Genomic DNA, 19,336 nt, shown 5'->3' on the forward strand with positions numbered 1-19,336 from the left:
CCCTCCGGGGGAGCCGCGGGGCCGCTTTTGGACGCCTCGGCGCCCTGGCGGTGGCCGCCGCAGCGGGTTAAGTACAACGATTGGCTGACATCCGCAGCTGGAGGTACCACCCCGGCACGGGATTTCGTAGAGTGGGACAGCTAAGGCTGTCGGTCCCGGCTGCCATAACTTTCCTTGTTCGTCTGCTGTTCTTCCTCTTCTGCGCTTCATGAACCATTCTTAAGGACCCGTGGGCATGCTTGTCACCCTCATACGGCGCTATTCCAAGCCGTATTTGCCGTTTATTGCGGCCGTCGTCATCTTCCAGTTGGCCTCCACTATCGCGGCCCTGTACCTGCCCAGCCTCAACGCCCAAATCATCGACGAGGGAGTCTCCCGCGGCGACACGGACTACATCTGGCGCACCGGCGGTCTCATGCTCGGCGTCGCCCTGGTCCAGGTGGTCACCGCGATTGCCGGTGTGTACTTCGGTTCCAAGGCCGCGATGGCGTTCGGCCGGGACCTGCGCCGGGGCGTTTTCCGCAAGGTCAGCAGCTTCTCCGCCAGGGACGTCAACGTCTTCGGCGCCCCAACGCTGATCACCCGCGGCACCAACGACGTCCAGCAGGTCCAGATGCTGATGCTGATGGGGCTGAACTTCATGGTGGCCACGCCCATCATGTGCATCGGCGGCATCGTCATGGCCCTCCGCGAGGACCTCAACCTGTCCTGGCTGGTCTGGGTCTCGGTGCCGCTGCTGGTGGTCGTGGTCGGCTACCTCGTGGTCCGCCTGATGCCGCTGTTCCGTTCCATGCAGGCCAAGATCGACCGGCTCAACGGCATCCTGCGCGAGCAGATCATCGGCATCCGCGTGGTCCGTGCGTTCGTCCGCGAGCCGCACGAAGCGCAGCGTTTTGGCGCCGCCAACAAGGAACTCACCGACGTCTCGCTCAAGATCGGCGCCTTGTTCGTGCTGATGTTCCCTGCGATCGGGATGATCCTGCACGTTTCCACCGCCGCCGTGCTCTGGTTTGGCGGCCAGCGGGTGGACGCCGGGGAGATGCAGGTGGGCTCGCTGACGGCGTTCCTGCAGTACCTGCTGCAGATCCTGATGGCCGTCATGATGGGCACGTTCATGGCGATGATGATCCCGCGCGCCTCCGTCTGCGCGGACCGCATCGGCGAGGTGCTCGACGTCGAACCCTCCATCCACGAACCGCTCGCCCCCGTGGCGCCCGCCGCCAAGGCTGGCCGGGTGGAGTTCCGGAACGTCTCCTTCGCCTACCCCGGTGCCGAGGCACCGGTGCTCAGTGACATCAGCTTCACCGCCGAACCGGGCCAGACCGTCGCGATCATCGGGTCCACCGGCGCAGGCAAGACCACCCTGCTGGCGCTGCTGCCGCGGCTCTTCGACGCCGCCTCCGGCGAGGTGCTGCTCGACGGCGTCCCGGTCACCCAACTGGACCGCGCCGAAATCACCGGGCGCGTCGCGATGGTGCCCCAGCGGCCCTACCTGTTCTCCGGCACCATCGAGCACAACCTGCGCTTCGGCAAGTCCGAAGCGACCGACGAGGAACTCTGGGACGCCCTCACGGTGGCCCAGGCCGCAGACTTCGTCCGTGAAAAGAAAAACGGACTCGGCGCCCGGATTTCCCAGGGCGGCACCAACGTCTCCGGCGGCCAGCGGCAGCGTCTCTGCATCGCCCGCGCACTCGTCACCGAACCCAAGGTCTTCCTGTTCGACGACTCCTTCTCCGCCTTGGATGTCGCCACCGACGCCCGGCTGCGGAAGGCGCTCAAGGCCAAGACGGCCGACGCGACGGTGATCATCGTGGGCCAGCGCGTCTCCACCATCGCGGACGCGGACCAGATCCTCGTCCTGGACAACGGCCGGATCGTGGACCGCGGAACCCACGAGGAGCTCCTCGCCAGCTCCAGCACCTACCAGGAAATCGTCGAATCCCAGCTGACCGCGGAGGCCATCGCATGAGCACCAACGAAAAGCTCAGCCACGGCTCCGCCGGCAAGGCTCCCCACGAGGCGCCCGTGGAGGCCCCCGCCGAAGCTCCCGAGGAGGACTTCTACGAGGAGGAATTCACCCCCGGCGAAGCCGACGGCGGTATGTTCGGCGCCGTGCCGGCGAAGAAGGCCCAACACTTCTGGCCCTCGGCGAAGCGGCTGATGGGCCTGCTGAAACCCGAGCGGGCCGGCATCGCCGCGGTCCTCGCGATGGTGACAGTCGCCGTCGTCCTCAACGTGATCGCCCCGCGCATCCTGGGCCAGGCGATGGACGTGATCTTCGGGGGAGTGGTCGGCAAGCAGTTGCCGGCCGGCGCCACCAAGGACCAGTTCATCGCCGGACTGCGCTCCCAGGGCCAGGACAACTTCGCGGACATGCTGGCCCGGATGGACGTTGTGCCCGGCGTGGGCATCGACTTCCAGAAGCTCGCCTTCCTCATCAGCATCGTGCTGGTGATGTACTTCGTCGCGAACATTTTCCTGTGGCTGCAGGGCTACGTCCTGAACGTGCTGGTCATGCGGGTGGTCCGCCGGCTGCGCGACGACACCGAGAAGAAGCTCAATAAGCTGCCGCTGGGCTACTTTGACACCCGCCAGCGCGGCGACATCCTTTCCCGCGTCACCAACGACGTCGACAATATCCAGCAGGCCCTGCAGCAGGCGTTCGCGCAGCTGGTGAACTCGGCACTGACCGTGATCGGCATCGTGATCATGATGTTCATCGTGTCCTGGCAGCTGGCCCTGATCGCGCTCATCGCCCTCCCGCTCTCGGGGGTGGCCGCCGGCATCATCGGCGCCCGCAGCCAGAAGCTCTTCGCCGCGCAGTGGAAGAACACTGGCGAGCTCAACGGCCAGATCGAGGAATCCTTCTCCGGCCACGACCTGGTCCGCGTCTTCGGTCGCGACGCCGACATGCTGGCTCGCTTCGACGAACGGAACGAGGAACTCTACAAGGCCAGCTTCGGCGCCCAGTTCGTGTCCGGCATGATCATGCCGGTGATGCAGTTCGTCTCCTACCTCAGCTACGTGGGGATCGCCGTCGTCGGCGGGCTGCGGGTGGCCTCGGGCGGGATGAGCCTGGGCGACGCCACGGCGTTCATCCAGTACTCGCGCGAGTTCACCCAGCCGCTGGGGCAGATGGCCGGCATGGCCAACATGCTGCAGTCCGGCGTGGCCTCCGCCGAGCGGGTCTTCGAATTCCTCGACGCCGACGAACAGGACGCCGAGACCGCCCTCGAGCACCTCCCGGCCAAAACTGACGGGCACGTTGAGTTCAAGCACGTCACCTTCAGCTACACCCCGGACAAGCCGCTGATCGAGGACCTGTCCTTCACCGCCGAGCCCGGGCACACCGTGGCCATCGTCGGCCCGACCGGGGCGGGCAAGACCACCCTGGTGAATCTCGTGATGCGCTTCTACGAGCTCAACGCAGGCAGCATCACGCTCGACGGCGTCGACGTCACCCGGCTCAGCCGCGCCGAACTGCGCTCCAAGGTGGGCATGGTCCTGCAGGACGCGTGGCTGTTCGGCGGCACGATTTACGAGAACATCCGCTACGGCAAGTTGGACGCCACCGAGGACCAGATCATGGCCGCGGCGAAGGCGACCTTCGTGGACCGCTTCGTGCGGGCGCTGCCGGAGGGCTACAACACCGTCATCGACGAGGAAGGCAACAACGTCAGCGCCGGGGAGAAGCAGCTGATCACCATTGCGCGGGCCTTCGTGGCCAACCCCTCGCTGCTGATCCTGGACGAGGCCACCAGCTCGGTTGATACCCGCACCGAGGTTCTGGTCCAGAAGGCCATGGCCGCGCTGCGCACCGAGCGGACCAGCTTCGTGATCGCCCACCGCCTCTCCACCATCCGGGACGCGGACACCATCTTGGTGATGGAAGCCGGACGCATCGTCGAACAGGGCAGGCACGCGGAACTGCTCGAACTGCGCGGTGCTTACTACCGCCTGTACATGTCCCAGTTCGCCGGCGAAGACGCTGAGGCGTCTCTCGAGGAAGAGCCGACGGCGGTGCACAGCTGAGCGCCGGGACCGGGGCCGGGAGCATGCCCGGAACCAGCGAACCCCGGCGCCTCGAGGTGCAGGTGCCGATGCGCTGGGGCGATATGGACGCCTACGGCCACATCAACAACGTGCAGATCGTCCGGATCCTGGAGGAGGCCCGCATCGCCGCCTTCGGGCCGCCGCGGGGAGCGGGCCTGCCCGGCATGGAACCCCAGGTGTCGCTCTTCAACGACATCCCGGAGGGCACGCTGGCGCTGGTCGTGGAGCATAAGATCCGCTACGTCCGGACGCTGGAATACCGCAACGTTCCCGCCGTGGTGCAGTTGTGGGTCGGCGCGGTCAAAGGGGCCAGCTTCGACATCCACTACCTTGTCCAGGACCCCGTCACCGGCGAAGACTGCGTCAAGGCGAGCAGCCACCTCGCGTTTGTGGACGAAGCCACCGGGCGGGTGCTTCGGCTGACCCCCGAGCAGAAGGCAAAGCTCGCGCCTTTCGCGGCGGCCCGCCACGAACCCAACTGACTGGCAGTAGTTGTCGTTTTGAGCCCGCTAAACGACAACTAATGCGAGCTAGTTGGGCCGGCGGCCCGCCAGACCCACTAGCCCCTACCTCGCTGCCGGGATCGGTCCTAGACTGAACAGGCCCGCGGGAAGCCGGCAGGATGCAAACCTTAGGAGCACGGATCATGGCCAAGCGAAGCAAGATGAAGGCGCGGAAGAAGACCTGGAAAGAGCTCTCGCCGATGGCGAAGTTCGGCACCATCACAGCGGCCGTCGTCCAGCTCTCCCTCCTGATTGCCGCCCAGCGCGACATCTCGCGCCGTCCGGCGGAGGAGATCCGCGGCAGCAAAGCGTTGTGGCGGGCAGCCACTCTCATCAACTTCGTCGGCCCGGGCAGCTATTTCACCTTCGGCGTCAGGCGCCGCCCGGCCGTCAAGTAATACCCCGGCCGCCCTCCGCGGGCGCTCTGCGGGCTCCGCCAGAACCGCGGAACAAAGCTACTCGCCGGTAGTTCTGATCTGCGGCGTGATGCGGGCGTTCAGCTTAAGCCTGTAAATTGAAGGCATGACCCCCAACAAAAAGCCCGCCATGCACCGCGCCCTCGGCATCTCCAAAGAGATCGAAGACGCGGCGTGGTTTGTACTGGGCCCGGGGCTGCTCGGCAAGGCGTCGCCGCTGGACGGCCGGACTAGGACGTGGTCGGTTGCGGCGGCCTCGGAGTTGCTGGAGCGGCTGGAACGGGGCATCCCGGACCCCAAGGCGCCGATGATGACCAACCTCCGCGAAAACCTTGAGGGCGCCACCCGCGGGGCGAAGCAGCTGGCCGTCGAGCTATTGTTCCTGCAGTCGCTGCCGCTGGCGCACGAGGTCAAGTCACTCAAGGTCAAGCGGGCCCGCGTCGCAGAGGCGGCGTCCTGGCTGGAGCCTCCGCTGGCGCTCCCGGACGAACTCTATGCGGGCATGACGGACCACGGGGTGATCCGGGACCGCACCGCGGAGTTCAACTGGACGATTTGGGACCACCTGAAGTGGCTCTGCCGCTTCGTTCGGCATGTCGCCCAGCGACCCGCCGGCGTCGTCCAGGCCGCAATCAAGGACCCGCTGGCCTTCCACGAACTCACCATTGGCACCCCGGAAGACCAGCCCGCGATCCGGCGCAGCATCGAATTCCTGGTCTGGCCCGGCTACTTCGAGCCCGTCGTTGCCGACGTCGAACGCCAGGAGATCCGGGATGCCTTCGCCTCCCTGGTTGGCGGTGCCAGGGGTGACTCCGACGAGGAAATCTCCGCGGACATCCACCGCATCCGGCTGCACCTCGACGAGCAGGCCGGGCAGCGGATCGACTGGTACTCGCGGCAGCTGGTCAGCCAGTGGCGGAAGGTGGCCGATCCCGGCCGCCGCGCCTGGTTGCTGCGCAGCCACCACGACAACGCCGAGCTGCTGGCCGCCTGGCAGAACGACGAAGCGGTGACCCTCGACGTCGAACACCTCCGTCTGTTGGACCCGGGCGTGACCGCCGGCCTGGTCCAACACGCCGTGGACGAGGACTACAAGCACCTCAGCTACGTGGAACGTGAGGACACCAAGACCGCCGTCTTCGCCTTCCTGACCGTGATGAAGCCGGGCGATTTCACGCTGTACCAGAACTCGGGGACCGTCCGAGTCGGCGTGGTGCTGGGCGAACCCGAACACCGTGATGACAACCGCCGGCTACGCCGGAAGGTCCGCTGGTTCGACGAGGTCCACTCGATGGCCGAATTGCCCCGCCACGTGCAGCGCCAGCTGGCCAGTTCGGGGCTCATCGTGGACGTCACCCGGGTGATCCAGGCGCTCGAGTCCTTGCTCCCGGCCGAAGCCGAGGCAGAGGCCGACGACGGCGCCGAGCCGGACGCCGTCGTCGAGCCGTGCGAGGGCTTCCGGCCGCTGACGGCGGAATTCGCCGCGTCCCTGCACATGGACCTCGAACCGCTGCAGGAAATCGCCGAACTGCTGGAGGAAAACCGCCAGTTGGTGCTCTACGGCCCGCCCGGCACCGGCAAAACCTACCTGGCCAAGCACCTCGCCGCGGAACTGGCCGGGGACACCGGCGACGAGCGGGTCAAGCTCGTCCAGTTCCACCCCTCCTACGCCTACGAGGACTTCTTCGAGGGCTACCGGCCGGACAAGACCGACGAGGGCCAGGTGTCCTTTAAGCTGGTGGCCGGACCGCTCCGCAGGCTGGCCGAGGAGGCCGCCAAACCCGGCAACGAGGGCAAGCCGTACTTCCTGATCATCGATGAGATGAACCGGGCCAACCTGGCGAAGGTCTTCGGCGAGCTGTACTTCCTGCTGGAGTACCGCGACGACCGGATCTACCTGCAATACAGCCCCACGGAGCCGTTCTCGCTGCCGGACAACCTGTACATCATCGGCACCATGAACACCGCGGACCGCTCCATCGCGATGATGGACGCCGCCATCCGCCGCCGGTTCTCCTTCATCGAACTGCATCCCAAGACCGAACCGGTCAAGGGCTCGCTGCTGCGCTTCCTGCAGGCCCGGGGCCTGGACACGACGCCGGCGCTGCTGCTCGACGAGCTGAACAACGCCATCGACGAGTGGGACCGGGACCTGATGATCGGGCCGTCCTACTTCATGAAAAAGGCCGCCCAGACACCCACCGGGCTGCGCCGGATCTGGAAGTACGAGCTGATGCCGCTGCTGGAGGAGCACTACCACGGCCAGCTCAACCGGGCGCAGCTGGAGGAACGGTTCGGACTGGAGCAACTGTTGAGCCGCCTTGCGCGCGTCTAGCCTCGCCCCTGCCGGCACCGTCCGCCACATCGTCCTGGATGAACTGTCCGGGGGAGTGGTGGAACGGGTCGATGCGGGCAGCGCCGCGTACATCAACGGCAGCGGACTGGCCAAGGCTTCTCCGCTGGGCATGGGCCTGTTCCGGATCGAACCTGTCGGCAAGGTGGGCTCCGTGCGCACCCCCTCAGTGCAGCTGGAAGTCCGGCCCAAGGAGCGGCTGGGCCTCGGCCGGCTGCTGTTCCTGCTCGGCTACACGGAAAACCAGGGCTTTCGGGATGACGCCGTGGCCGCGGTCGAGGACACCGATCTCTGGAGCGCCCTGGCCGAGTCGCTGGCCCAGCTCGCCGACCGGGCCCTCAGCCGCGGGGTGCTGCAGGGCTACCTGAACGTCGACGAGTCGCTCCGCACCGTCAAGGGCCGGATCAGGATGTCCGACCAGATCTCCCGCCGCCCCGGCATGCTGGTGCCGCTCGAGGTCTCCTACGACGAGTTCACCGAGGACATCCCGGAAAACCGCATCCTGCGCGCGGCCCTAGAACGGATGTCGCAGGTGCCGGGGGTGCGGGCCGATGTGCTGAGCCGGCTGCGGCGGTTGAAGGGAAAGCTCGACGCCGTGACGCGCCTGCAGTCCGGCGCCCCGTTGCCGCGGTGGCGGGCCAGCCGGATGAACACCCGCTACCACGCGGCCTTGCGGCTCGCGGAGGTCATCCTGCGCAACGCCTCGGCCGAAGCCGGGGACGGAAAGCAGCACTCGGCGTCGTTCGTGGTGGACATGTCCAAAGTCTTCGAGGACTTTGTCGGCACCGCGCTGCGCGAGGCCATGGCCGCGTATCCGGGGGAGATGCGGCTGCGCTACAACTCGATGCTGAATGAGGCGGTGCGGGATTCCGACCGGATCATGGTGCAACCGGGCGCGGTGCATCTGCTGGGCGGCCGGCCCGTGATGGTGTACGACGCGAAGTACAAGGCGGCGTCCGACATCGGCGCCTCACTGTCCGCTGACCACTACCGGATGCTCGCGTATTGCACGTCGCTGCGGGTGCCGACGGCGTGGCTGGTTTACGCCGGCGCGGGGGAGATCAAGCTGCGGCGGATCCTCAACACGGATATCGATGTGGTGGAATTTCCGCTGGATCTGTCGCTGCCGCCGTCGGAAATCCTGGCGTCAGTGGCTGACCTGGCGCAGCAGTCGTGGGGCGAAGTGGTCCGTCAGGCGACGATCAGCCGCTGACGGGATGCCCATCTACGCGGTGTCGTCCTGCAGGGTCGTGGAGACTGACAGCAGGTGGTTCAGGAGCGCTTTTTCCGGCTCCCCGGGATTGTTCGCGACGTGCCAGCGGAGCTGTTCCCGGACCAAGGCCTCGTCCGGCTTGGTCTCTTCAAGAATCGCCTCGATGATGGCGGAAACCTGACGGCGCAGGGGCTCCAGATCCTCATGTGTTTCGGGGCTCCGGGCGGCGTGCCGCGTGCGGGTCTCGGTAGACAACAACAAGTGTGGCATGGTGCTCTCCTGCGGAGTTTGTAGTATCCCCACGTACTGACCAATAGAGTCCTAGTCCCCGAGTTTTGATCTTAGCTCAGGGAGACCAGTCTGTCTCGCGTAGCGGTACTATATTTTTGATGTCTGTTTCAACCAATTCCCAGGCTCCCTCTCCACAGCCCCATGGCGCGGGCAGTGGTGGCGTTCCTGCGTCCGGCGGTGGGACCAACGCCGGTGGTGCTGAGATTACCGGGATCCGGGAGCGTATTTTGGATGTCGCGTATGAATTATTTTCGCGTCGCGGCGTGCGGGACGTGGGCATTAACGAACTCATCGGCCGCTCCGGAGTGGCGAAAGCCAGCTTCTACCGGCACTTCGGCTCCAAGGACGAGCTGGTGCTGGCTTTCCTGGAACGCCGCGACCGGCAGTGGACCGTAGCCACCATCATTTCCGAGGCCCGACGCCGGGGGCGCACCCCCGTGGAGCAGCTGCTGGCCATCTTCGATGTGTTTGCCGATTGGTTCGCGCGGGACGACTTCGAGGCCTGTTCCTTCGTGAACATCCTGCTGGAGATGGGCCCGTCGCATCCATTGGGCAGGGCGAGCATCGATTACCTCGACAAGATCCGGGGCCATGTGCAGCAGCTCGCCGAGGAGGCGGCCCTGGCGGATCCTGACGGCTTCGCCCGGTCCTGGTACATCCTGATGAAGGGCTCGATCGTCGCCGCGGCCGGAGGAGACCGCGCAGCCGCCGGCCGGTCGCGGGAGATGGCCGAGTGGCTGATTGCGCACCACCAGTCTTAGCGCAGACTTAGCGGCCGAGGAAACTGTCCAGTTGCTGCTCGAGGGCCGAGAGGTCTTTGAGCTCGCACTCCCAGACGGTGAGAACGTCCCAGCCCGAACTTTCGAGCAGGCGGCGCTGTTCGGCGTCGCGGGCCCGCGTGCGGGCGCGCTTGGTTTCCCAGAAATCCGCGTTGGATTTGGGTGCATGCTGGCCGACCCTGCAGTCATGGAAATGCCAGAAGCAGCCGTTGATGAAGATGACTTTATGGCGGCTGGCGAACACCAGGTCGGGGTTTCCGGGGAGCCTGCCGCCACGGGCGGTGCCGTGCAAGCGGTAGCGGTAGCCTTTCGCGTGCAGCATCCGGCGGACCAGCAGTTCGGGCTTGGTGTTTTTCCCCCTGATGCGGGACATGTTCCAGCTGCGCCGCTCCGGGGTCAGACTGTCCGCCATGGCTTAAGTCTAGGCGGCGGCTGTCTGCCGCGAATTTGGCCTAGATTTCCCGTTCGGGGTGTTCGCCGAACTGGAAGTGCCGGCCGCTGACCGACGTCGGAGCGATTTCAACGTAGAAGTCTTTCAGCGTCGGCACCCACGGTTTAAGGCCCAGCGCCTCGGCCACGGCGATGTCCGCCGACTGCTCCAGGACCCGTGCCGTGCCGCGAACGACCACCGACCATGCCTCTTCGGAGAGGATGCCGTCGGTTTCAAACAGCACCTTGGAATTGATGGTCAGTTCGGCCAGCTTGTTGCCGGGCGCCGTGCGCAGGTAAAGCTTCCGGTTGTCGACGGCGTAATTCACCGGGAAAATATCCGGTTCGCCGGCCACGGTGACGACGAGCCTGCCGTGTTTAGTTCCTTCGATGAGTTTCCAGGTCTCATCCTCGGACAGGTTCAAGATGGGGCTGCTGTCTGCGTGTTCGAACATCATGGGCTCATTGTTCTGTCCCGTGTAGAAAAACGCCAGAGGCAATCGGAATTGATTGCTTAGTCGGTCGTGAGGTTGCGGTCGCTATATTGTCCGACCCCCTCCCTATCGTTCATCTTGTTCGGATTGCATCGCATCCAGCGGTGGCCCATCAGGGTGTTTTTCCGTTGGACGAGATGCCCCTCCGCGCCATGGGGGCGCTTGGGCCCGGACACTTCGCACCGCCAGGCACCGCCTGGCCATGAGTATGGGGAATCATGAGTACTTTCAATTCACACGGCACCGCGCCCGCGGATGCGCCCACGTCCACCGTTCCGAGTATGGGCGGCGCTCCTGTTGCCCCGCGGGGCAACGGCTGGGGCACCACCGCGCTGGTGCTCGGCATTGTTGCTGTCGTCTTTTCGTTCATCCCGGTGATGGGCGTCGTCGCCTTTGTCCTGGGTCCACTGGCCGTCCTGTTCGGGATCATCGGTGCTACCCGCAAGTTCGCCAAGAAGGGTGCCGCGATTGCGGGCATCGTTCTTGGCATTCTGAGCATTGTGATCGCGGCTATCTGGATGGCCGTGGTGTCCGCTGCTGTTTCCTCGGCCGATCAGGCGCTGAACTCGGAGCACAAGGTCCAGTACGTGGTGACCACGAACGGCAAAGCCTCGGTCAGTTACTGGACCAGCGGCGGGACGTCCAACGTTGATGTCAGCACTGGCTGGAAGAAGGAGCAGACCGTGAAGAATTCGGACCTGCTCTCCCTGGTTGTCAGCGGGGATTTTTCGAATGCCGCGGCAAAGGTTGGCTGCGAAATTCTGTTTGACGGCAAGTCGATCTCGAAGAACTCCGGAACCGGCCAGGGCGCCATGGCAAGCTGCAGCGGCTCGGGCCTCGGGGCGGACAAACAGAAGTAGGAACCTGAGCCGGGCCTGAAATCCGGCCCACGGCGGGGGCGTTGCAGGAACTTCTGCAACGCCCTGTTTGCGTTGGCAATTGGGGGCGCGTTTGGGGTGTCTTTGTAGTGCGTTTGGGGGTGTCTTTGGGGGTGTGGAGTGAGGCTTTTGGGGCGCCTGCTTCCCTAGGGGCGGGTGGTTCAGAAGTGAGGCGGGGGCCTGTGGATAACCCTTACGGCGAGAGTGTGGTGTCAGTTACCCTTAGGCATTGTTTGGATTCAGGCGTCTTGATTTCTATCGGGGGATTAGCTGAACATGACATCTCGCACTCCAACCTCCAGCCGCAGGCTCACCGCCGCGGCCGCCCTGCTCACCGGTATTGCCCTGATGGGAACGGCCTGCACCGCCGGCCAGGCGCCGCCGAGTGCGGCACCGAGCGATGCGTCGACCAGCACATACACGTCCCCGACTCCCAGCGCCACCGCGACGCCCATCGCCACCGCCAGTTATAAGCCGGCGGACGCCAAGGGGAGGGCCCAGAACGTCCCGGTTCCGGTGCTGCCGGAGGCTGCGAAGGCCAAGACGAAGGAGGGGCTGGAAGCGTTCGCGAGGTATTGGTTTCAGCTCCTGAGCTACGGCTATGAGACCGGCGATACCTCACGTTTGAGTGTCATCACTAGTCCAGGCTGCAGGGCCTGCGAACGCGCTAAAGCGGTAATAAAGGGTTGGCACGAGGGGGGACGATGGTTGTCTGGTGGTCTCACCCAAACACCTTCAGTTAGCACTACGTTTCGTGTCGCTCCCGATGGAAATTATCAAGTCGCGATCCAGGTATCCCAATCTGCGATTTCGTATTTCAACCCAAACGGTACTCTGCATCGGTCCGACCCCAAACCGGATGACACCGGCAATCTCATGCTCGCCGTATACCGAGAGGGATCGTGGTTCGTGAACAACATCCAGCGGATAGTTGCCTAGTCGGTGAACGCGCTGGGATCCACCCTGATTTTTGCCGCCGTGTTGACCCTGGGTAACTTCGCCGGAGTTAACTCCGCTTGGGCAGACAACCAGATGCCGCCGATAACCGGTGATTGGGGCGAGGACACTGTAGACGTCGGGGGTTGGAGTATCGACCCATCCTCCGGTGCGTTCGTTTGGGCCGTGCCGGGCGCCCTCTCGGATGACCCCAACCAGTACAAATACGAACTCCAATGCCATCTTGGCGGTGGCGACTTCGACGCTGAGTGCCTGGCGACCGTGATGGAGTGCAAGAACGGTCCCGGTGGTAAAGACGGGATTCCCGTCACTTGGTTCAAGGCTCCTGCAGGGGTCCCCAACCCAGTCTGGAGCTACCATTCCGGGCCAACGTGCCTGTTTGATGCGCGACCCGAGGACTTGTTGCCCCGCATCGCCGCCATGATCCAAGCCGAATTCCGGAAACTTCCGATCGCCGCGGGCCGAGTAACCGCGCAACCCAGTCCGCACACGCTTCGGGGCGCTGAGACGAACTTCTTTGCTGAGGCAGCAGAACAGCAGTTCGACATCAAGATCCTGGCGCAGGCCGTCCATGTCGACGCCAAGCCCGTCCAATACACCTGGAACTACGGTGACGGTACTTCGCTGGGCCCACAGAGCTCGGCCGGCGGACCACTACCGCAGGACCGTTGGGGCGAAAAGACGACCACCAGCCACATCTACACCCAGACCGGGGACTTCTCCGTGACGCTGACCACGTATTTTCAAGGGACCTACTCCGTCAACGGCGGCCCACCGCTGCCGATCCCGGGCGAAGGACAGTTCAGCTCCCCGCCACAGACCGTCAGCGTCTGGCGGTCCATCACCCGCAACTATGCCGACGATTGTCTCCAAAATCCGGAAGGCCAGGGTTGCCCCGGCTCACCACCGGCCTCGCGGTAATTCAGGCGTGATCTGAGTCTCAACAGGAATAGTTGCAGACGCTATGAAGTTTCCGCCAGTGGACCCAATCCACTCCGAAAGGAACTGCGCATGCTGTTTTCCCCCTTGACCCTCGGCCAGCTTGAACTACCGAACCGGCTCGTGATGGCGCCGCTCACCCGCGTCCGTTCGGGCAAGGAAGGCATTCCCGGGCCGCTGGTGGTCGAGCACTACCGGCAGCGAGCCTCGTTGGGGCTGATCGTCAGCGAAGGCACCTACCCCAGCCCGGCCGGACGGGGATTCCCGGGACAGCCCGGCTTGGTCACCGAGGAGCAGCTCAAGGGCTGGGCCGACGTCACCGCCGCCGTGCACGCCGAGGGCGGAAGGATCTTCGCCCAGGTAATGCACGCGGGCCGCGTCACGCACGAGGACACCACTGGCGGCCATGAGGTCGTCGCCCCGAGCGCGATCGCCATTGACGGCGAGACCCGTACCTACGAGGGCAAACAGGCTTTCCCGGTGCCGCGCGCGCTGGCTACTGATGAACTGTCCGGCATCCGTGAAGAGTTCGTTCAGGCGTCCCGCAATGCGATCGACGCAGGGTTCGACGGCGTCGAGCTTCACTCCGCGAATGGCTACCTGCTGCACGAATTCCTGACGCCGGCGGCGAACCAGCGCGAGGACAACTACGGCGGCTCACCCGAAAATCGTGCCCGCTTCGTCATCGAAGTCGTCCAGGCTGTTGTGGACGCCGTCGGCGCGGACCGCGTAGGTATCCGCATCTCGCCGGAGCACAACGTCCAGGGCGCCCTGGAACTGGACGCCGCCGACGTCCGCGCAACCTACGGCTACCTCGTGGACGCCCTGGCCCCGCTGAAGCTGGCCTACCTCAGCGTCCTTCACAAGGAGCCCACGAGCGAACTGGTCCAGGAACTGCGCACGCGCTTCAATGGAACCTTCCTGCTGAACACCGGCTTTGGCGTCATCACGACTGCCGAAGTAGCCAAGTCCCTGGTCTCGGACGGCCACGCTGATGCTGTGGTCGTTGGACGACCGGCCATCGCCAACCCCGACCTGGTGCGCCGCTGGCGCGAGGGGCTCCCGGTCAACGAGCCCAACCAGGCCACCTTCTACTCCGACGGCGCCGAGGGTTACACCGATTACCCGGCTTACCAAAACTAGGAGCGGCGCGCCGGCGTAATCATTCACCGGACATGCCCAGTGCACGCCTCGAACGGTGGACAGAATCCGATTCTGTCCACTGTTGGCGTTTAAGGATGGGCATGTCCCCCGGAGCAGCTCGAAGGCGAGGGGCATGTACCGTGGCGCACCCAGAGGACGGGCATGTCCAATGGTGGGTGTGAAGGATGGGCATGTCCCCCGGAGCAGCTCGAAGGCGAGGGGCATGTACCGTGGCGCACCCAGAGGACGGGCATGTCCAATGGTGGGTGTGAAGGATGGGCATGTCCCCCGGAGCAGCTCGGAGGCGAGGGGCATGTATCGTGGCGCACCCAGAGGACGGGCATGTCCAATGGTGGGTGTGAAGGATGGGCATGTCTAGTGGTGGGGGGAAGGATGGGCATGTCCCCTAGGGGGCGGGGGACACGGACCGCTGGCAGAGGCCGATGAAGCCGCCCAGCTGCTCCAGGCCTTCCGGATGGGTGGGCAGGCAGTTTGTCAGCTCCGGAGCACGCACGACGACGGCGCGCCACTGCCCGCGTGACACAGCCACGTTGATCCGGTTCCGGGAGAGCAGGAACTCCATGCCCCGGGGCGCCTCGGCCACCGCCGAACACGCCATGGACACGATCACCACCGCGGCTTCCTGGCCCTGGAACTTGTCCACGGTTCCGACCCGTACGCCTGACAGTCCGGCCCGGTCCAGGGCTTCGCGAACCAGGTTCACCTGGGCGTTGTAGGCAGCCACCACAAGGATGTCCGAGGCCTCAAGAGGGCGCGACCCCTCCGGAGTGTGCCACGCCAGACCCAGATGGCGCCGCACCTGCCGGACGACTTCGGCGGCTTCCTCCGGGGACGACGTCGTGTTGCCGCTGTGCGGCACCATCACCGTTTCGATCCCGGCGGGAACTCCATCCAGTCGCCGGAGGTCAGCGGACGGCGCAGACCGCAGCCGGCCCTCGTAGGACAGCTCGGAGACCGCCAGGCACAGCTCGGAGTTCATCCGCCACGAGTCGGCCAGGAAGTAGCCAAGCTCCGGCGGCAAGGTGGCGTGACCCGCGGAGATCCAGCCCAGCGCCGACTCGTCGACCGGCTCGGGATGCTTGCCTTGGCTGACCTGCGGGAGCTGCTGCGGGTCGCCCAGCAGGAGCAGCCGGCTGCTGGACTGGGCGACCGCGAGCGTGTTGGCCAGGGAGAACTGGCCGGCTTCGTCGATCACCAGCAAATCGAGTGAGCCGGCCGGGACGGTGGCGCCGGTCATGGTCCACGCCGTGCCGCCGACCAGGGCACCGCCGGGCGCGCTCAGCAGCGCCGCAACGTCCTTGGCGGTACGCGCCTGCCACGGCAAGGGATTGTCGTGCTTCACGTCCTTCGCGACCAGGGCGGGGCTGACCCCCGCTTTGGTGATGGCGGTCGTCAGCAGGTTCTCCACCACGGCGTGGGACTGGCCGACGACGCCGACCTTCCAGCCCCGGGCGACGAGCCGGGCGATGACGTGGGAACCCACATGGGTCTTGCCGGTTCCCGGGGGACCCTGCACCGCCAGGTAGGAGTGGTCGAGTCCCAAGACCGCCGTGGTGATCGCATCGACGAAGCGGTCCGGACCGTCGCCCGGCTGCGGCAATGACGCGCCGCCGGACAGCCGTGGCGGCAGATGCCGGACGAGGTCAAGGCCAGGGTGGCGGGGGATGGAACCGGACTGCAAGCCATCGGCTACCAGGTGGACGAGTGACTCCAACGCCTGCTCCAGGCTCTTGGTGGCCAGCGGCTGGTCCTCGGTCAGCGCGATGGGCACCTCGCTGTGGGGCGATACGTTTCGGTGCAGCCGGTCCCGAATGACGACGGTGTCCTTGCCGTCCTCGTGCCCAAGTTCCAGAACCTCCGTGCCGAACCAGCCGCTTCGACCGGCACCGTTCTTGCCCGTGCCCTCCAGCCCCGCGGGAAGCGGCAGCCCGTACATCCGGAACCATTTGCTGCCTTCGCGCAAATCCGAGCCGGGGCTCACAGTGCCGGTCAGCCGGACCCGCCGCTCCGGAAGCTTCCGGCCTTCCTGCTGCCAGTCGTCGAGGATCACGGCGGAATCGACAAGGAAGACGTTCCGGTCCCGCTCGTGCGTGGCCGGGCCTTGCTCGCACCGGTCGAAATGCGCCCACCAGAAGGACTTGCGCTCCCGGCGGTGATAGCTCACAGCCGCAGCCAGCATGGCGACGGCCTTGCGATCCTCCTCGGACAGGCCGCTCCCGGGCTCGGCAAGGGCCAGCAACGCCAGCTCGGCCGGGCCAAGCGCGGCAGCAGCGGCCGGGGAGTCGACGTCGTCCCCGGCGCCCGCCGGTACGGAACCGGCGCCGCCCGACCCGGACCCGGTGTCCCCGCCCGGCCCGGAGCCGGTGCCGCCTGGCTCAATCCCGCCCGGCTCGATTCCACGTTCCTTGGCCCGCTGCAGCAGCCAATTCCGCAGCTCCAGCGTCGAGAGGCAGTCGTATTCGTTGTAGTCGGAGATGCCGGCGAGGATCCTCGCGGCGTCCTCGGCCCTGGCCTCATCCACCTTGCCAGCCTCGCGCGCCTCGCAGTAGTGGGCGTAGGCGACAACGGAGGCGCCGGCGTCCTTTACGTCGCCCGTGCGGAGGTTCGTGCCCATGTAGAGCGGCTCGAGCTTCTTGATGCTGTACGAGTTTTCCGAGATGCGGATGCTGTTCCGGACCGTCTGGTAGAGGTCCACCAGCAGGCCTTCGCGGAGCCACTCATCCACAATGTCTTCGCCGGCCACATGCAGCACGGAGAGCTTGCGGAGTGCCGTCTTCTCATAAGGGGCGTAGTGGTAGACGTGCATATCGGGGTAGTCCCGTCGACGCTGTTCCACGTAGTCCAGGAAGTCGAGAAACGCCTGCTTCTCCGCCGCCCGGCTGTGCGCCCAGAACGGCCGGAACACGCCCGGAACGCTTGGCCCGGAGGGCGCCTCGATGACGCCGAAAAGGTACTCGAGTCCCCACACCCCGGTGGCGCTGTCCTGCCACAGTGGATCGCCCTCGAAGTCGAAGAAAATGTCGCCCGGACTGGGCGGCGGAAGCTCAGCCAGGGTGTTCTGCGGGAGCACGGCGTAGCGCAGCGTGTGTTCCTCGCCGTCCTTGCGGTACTGCACTTCCCCGTCGGCCGGTCCAACGCCGCTCTGCATCCGGGCCTGTTCCTGCAGCCGCAGGAGCGTGGGCGTCGGCTTGGCGAGCGGAGTTTGGGCCAGCTCCGTGACGGTGTGAATGCCCAGCTCGTGGAGGTTCTTGCGCTGCACCGAGTTCATCCGGGCCACCAGGAGCAGATCGTCGGTGGCCTTGACCTGTTCCTGGCAGTAGTCGCACCGGCCGCAGGCGGTGACATCCTCCGCGCCCCAGCGGACAGCGTCTGGCTGTGCGATGTGCACGGCCGTCAGGCCGAGGAAACGTTCACGGCGTTCCCGGAAGACCGGCAGGATCTCGGCGAGTTTGTGGTGGCTCCGGACGTAGTCGTAGCCGCCGTCGGCCAATTGCACCGTGGCGCCAAGGACAAGGGTGACCGCGGGATCCACGGGGATGCCCTCCTTGAGCAGCTGGTCGCCGTAGGCGGCGAGCTGCAGCAGGGCGGTCACTTTGGCGTGGCGGGCCAGTTTCGTGTCGAACACGGCGTAGCCGCCGTCGGCCTGCCGGACCAGGAAGTCGGAGCGGCCGTGGAACTGGCCGTCAAAGAACGCGGCCTGGAAGACGACGTCGGCGCCCGCCCGCAGCGCCTCGATGGACTCGTGGTGCTTGGCCGCCAAGGTGGCGCGGTCCATGGCAGTGGCGGGAACGACGTCGTACACGCCGCGCCCGCGGGTGGGGTCCCAGGTGCCGAACTCGTCCATGAACCCGTCCAGGACCTTGCGCTCGTGAACGTCGCCCAGCATGGCCGCGTGCTGGAGCATTTCATCGGTGCCGAAGTCAGCCTTCGGGGCACGGCCCAGCTTTTCGTCGAGCTTCCGGAGCAGCTGGTACTCGCAGCCGACGGCCACCACAAGGTCGCTCGCGGAGTAGACCAGATCCGGTGCCGCGCCCGGTACTTCCGGTTCAAGAAAAAACACTGCGCCCCGCTTTGCTTGGCTCTGGCCGACTGACTCATTTTGACCGACCGGCCGGCTCCCGACGCCGTCGATCTCTCTTCTGCCAAGCTACCAAAGCCCTCTGACACTCAAACACTGGCCGTCGTCGTGGGAGCGGCGTAAGGTCAGCAAGACCATGACCGAACAACAACCCTTCGAGGTGGTCCGCAGCTACCCACACTTCGACTTGCGCCGCTATCCCGCGCACGTCGTCGCCGAGATCCGGGTCAACGCGAGCTTTGACCGCGCCGGAAATGCGGCCTTCCGCCACCTGTTCAACTACATCAGTGGCAGCAACAGCGCGTCGCAGAAGCTGGCGATGACCGCCCCGGTGATCCAGGGGACCGGTGGCCCGGGAGCCGGAGGCCAGGGGAGCTCGGGCCACGGCCCCTCGCAGAAACTGGCGATGACCACTCCGGTGCTCCAAAGCGGCCCGTTGCCCGGGAAGGATGCGCCGGCCGACTTCGTGGTCGCCTTTGTCCTCCCCGCGGGCATGAGCGCAGAAACCGCTCCGGTCCCGACCGACCCCGAGGTCAGGATCCGGGCCGTTCCCGGCTCGCTGGCCGCGGCGCTGCGCTTCTCCGGCAGCGGCTCGGAAACCGCGTTCGCGCGGCGCAACGACGGGCTGCAGTCGGCGCTGACCCTGGCCGGGCTGACGCCGGTGGGGCCGCCGAGGTTCGCCCGCTTCGACCCGCCGTTCAAGCCGTGGTTCCTGCGCCACAACGAGGTCGTGCAGGACGTGCAGGAGACCCCCGACGCTGCGGTAACGCCCGGCTCCTGACCCGGGTA

The 19,336-nt window shown here is 65.8% G+C and carries 16 protein-coding genes; 12 read left to right on the forward strand and 4 right to left on the reverse strand.

Annotation, left to right across the window (positions count from 1 at the left end; all coding sequences use genetic code 11):
• The first annotated feature begins 235 nt into the window (after nucleotides 1-235).
• From AB4Y91_RS09975 to AB4Y91_RS10000, 6 genes are all read left to right on the forward strand, one after another.
• Nucleotides 236-1,969 carry an ABC transporter ATP-binding protein gene (locus AB4Y91_RS09975; RefSeq protein WP_441418319.1) on the forward strand — a complete coding sequence of 578 codons (1,734 nt, stop codon included), beginning with the start codon at nucleotides 236-238 and terminating at the stop codon, nucleotides 1,967-1,969.
• Nucleotides 1,966-4,032 carry an ABC transporter ATP-binding protein gene (locus tag AB4Y91_RS09980; protein ID WP_441418320.1) on the forward strand — a complete coding sequence of 689 codons (2,067 nt, stop codon included), beginning with the start codon at nucleotides 1,966-1,968 and terminating at the stop codon, nucleotides 4,030-4,032. Before AB4Y91_RS09975 ends, AB4Y91_RS09980 begins: the two co-directional genes overlap by 4 nt.
• Before the next feature lie 68 nt (nucleotides 4,033-4,100).
• Nucleotides 4,101-4,535: an acyl-CoA thioesterase gene (locus tag AB4Y91_RS09985; protein WP_441418398.1), complete on the forward strand. Its 435-nt coding sequence runs from the start codon at nucleotides 4,101-4,103 to the stop codon at nucleotides 4,533-4,535.
• 164 nt (nucleotides 4,536-4,699) lie between these two features.
• Entirely contained in the window at nucleotides 4,700-4,954 is a 255-nt protein-coding gene (locus AB4Y91_RS09990) for a hypothetical protein (protein ID WP_441418321.1), read from the forward strand.
• 124 nt (nucleotides 4,955-5,078) lie between these two features.
• Nucleotides 5,079-7,307, forward strand: a complete 2,229-nt coding sequence (locus AB4Y91_RS09995; protein WP_441418322.1) for an McrB family protein — start codon at nucleotides 5,079-5,081, stop codon at nucleotides 7,305-7,307.
• Nucleotides 7,294-8,538, forward strand: coding sequence for a 5-methylcytosine restriction system specificity protein McrC (locus AB4Y91_RS10000; protein ID WP_441418323.1), 1,245 nt, complete (start codon nucleotides 7,294-7,296; stop codon nucleotides 8,536-8,538). The genes AB4Y91_RS09995 and AB4Y91_RS10000 overlap by 14 nt, the downstream gene beginning before the upstream one ends.
• Before the next feature lie 12 nt (nucleotides 8,539-8,550).
• Here AB4Y91_RS10000 and AB4Y91_RS10005 read toward each other — a convergent pair whose 3' ends face one another.
• Nucleotides 8,551-8,808 carry a hypothetical protein gene (locus AB4Y91_RS10005; protein WP_441418324.1) on the reverse strand — a complete coding sequence of 86 codons (258 nt, stop codon included), beginning with the start codon at nucleotides 8,806-8,808 and terminating at the stop codon, nucleotides 8,551-8,553.
• Nucleotides 8,809-8,927: 119 nt separating this feature from the next.
• On the opposite strand from AB4Y91_RS10005, the gene AB4Y91_RS10010 reads away from it, so the two are divergent.
• Entirely contained in the window at nucleotides 8,928-9,590 is a 663-nt protein-coding gene (locus AB4Y91_RS10010) for a TetR/AcrR family transcriptional regulator (protein ID WP_441418325.1), read from the forward strand.
• Nucleotides 9,591-9,597: 7 nt separating this feature from the next.
• On the opposite strand, the gene AB4Y91_RS10015 is transcribed toward AB4Y91_RS10010, so the two are convergent.
• The gene (locus AB4Y91_RS10015; protein ID WP_441418326.1) at nucleotides 9,598-10,020 is read right to left on the reverse strand and encodes a very short patch repair endonuclease; all 423 of its coding nucleotides are present in this window, start codon (nucleotides 10,018-10,020) and stop codon (nucleotides 9,598-9,600) included.
• Between the two features lie 40 nt (nucleotides 10,021-10,060).
• Nucleotides 10,061-10,495: a pyridoxamine 5'-phosphate oxidase family protein gene (locus AB4Y91_RS10020; RefSeq protein WP_441418327.1), complete on the reverse strand. Its 435-nt coding sequence runs from the start codon at nucleotides 10,493-10,495 to the stop codon at nucleotides 10,061-10,063.
• A 254-nt stretch (nucleotides 10,496-10,749) separates the two neighbouring features.
• Here AB4Y91_RS10020 and AB4Y91_RS10025 point away from each other — a divergent pair, with 254 nt between their 5' ends.
• The 4 genes from AB4Y91_RS10025 to AB4Y91_RS10040 all read left to right on the forward strand — a co-directional run bounded on the left by AB4Y91_RS10025 (nucleotide 10,750) and on the right by AB4Y91_RS10040 (nucleotide 14,448).
• Nucleotides 10,750-11,391, forward strand: a complete 642-nt coding sequence (locus AB4Y91_RS10025) for a DUF4190 domain-containing protein (protein ID WP_441418328.1) — start codon at nucleotides 10,750-10,752, stop codon at nucleotides 11,389-11,391.
• A 294-nt stretch (nucleotides 11,392-11,685) separates the two neighbouring features.
• The gene (locus tag AB4Y91_RS10030) at nucleotides 11,686-12,348 is read left to right on the forward strand and encodes a DUF6318 family protein (RefSeq protein ID WP_441418329.1); all 663 of its coding nucleotides are present in this window, start codon (nucleotides 11,686-11,688) and stop codon (nucleotides 12,346-12,348) included.
• Between the two features lie 3 nt (nucleotides 12,349-12,351).
• Nucleotides 12,352-13,287 carry a PKD domain-containing protein gene (locus tag AB4Y91_RS10035; protein ID WP_441418330.1) on the forward strand — a complete coding sequence of 312 codons (936 nt, stop codon included), beginning with the start codon at nucleotides 12,352-12,354 and terminating at the stop codon, nucleotides 13,285-13,287.
• Nucleotides 13,288-13,377: 90 nt separating this feature from the next.
• Entirely contained in the window at nucleotides 13,378-14,448 is a 1,071-nt protein-coding gene (locus tag AB4Y91_RS10040; RefSeq protein WP_441418331.1) for an alkene reductase, read from the forward strand.
• Nucleotides 14,449-14,854: 406 nt separating this feature from the next.
• On the opposite strand, the gene AB4Y91_RS10045 is transcribed toward AB4Y91_RS10040, so the two are convergent.
• On the reverse strand, nucleotides 14,855-18,529 hold the full coding sequence (locus tag AB4Y91_RS10045) for a TM0106 family RecB-like putative nuclease (protein WP_441418332.1): 3,675 nt from the start codon (nucleotides 18,527-18,529) through the stop codon (nucleotides 14,855-14,857).
• A gap of 154 nt (nucleotides 18,530-18,683) precedes the next feature.
• Here AB4Y91_RS10045 and AB4Y91_RS10050 point away from each other — a divergent pair, with 154 nt between their 5' ends.
• Nucleotides 18,684-19,328, forward strand: coding sequence for an SOUL family heme-binding protein (locus AB4Y91_RS10050; RefSeq protein ID WP_441418333.1), 645 nt, complete (start codon nucleotides 18,684-18,686; stop codon nucleotides 19,326-19,328).
• The last annotated feature ends 8 nt before the right edge of the window (nucleotides 19,329-19,336 follow it).

This window comes from Arthrobacter sp. YAF16 (genome assembly GCF_052113385.1).
Lineage (GTDB): Bacteria > Actinomycetota > Actinomycetes > Actinomycetales > Micrococcaceae > Arthrobacter.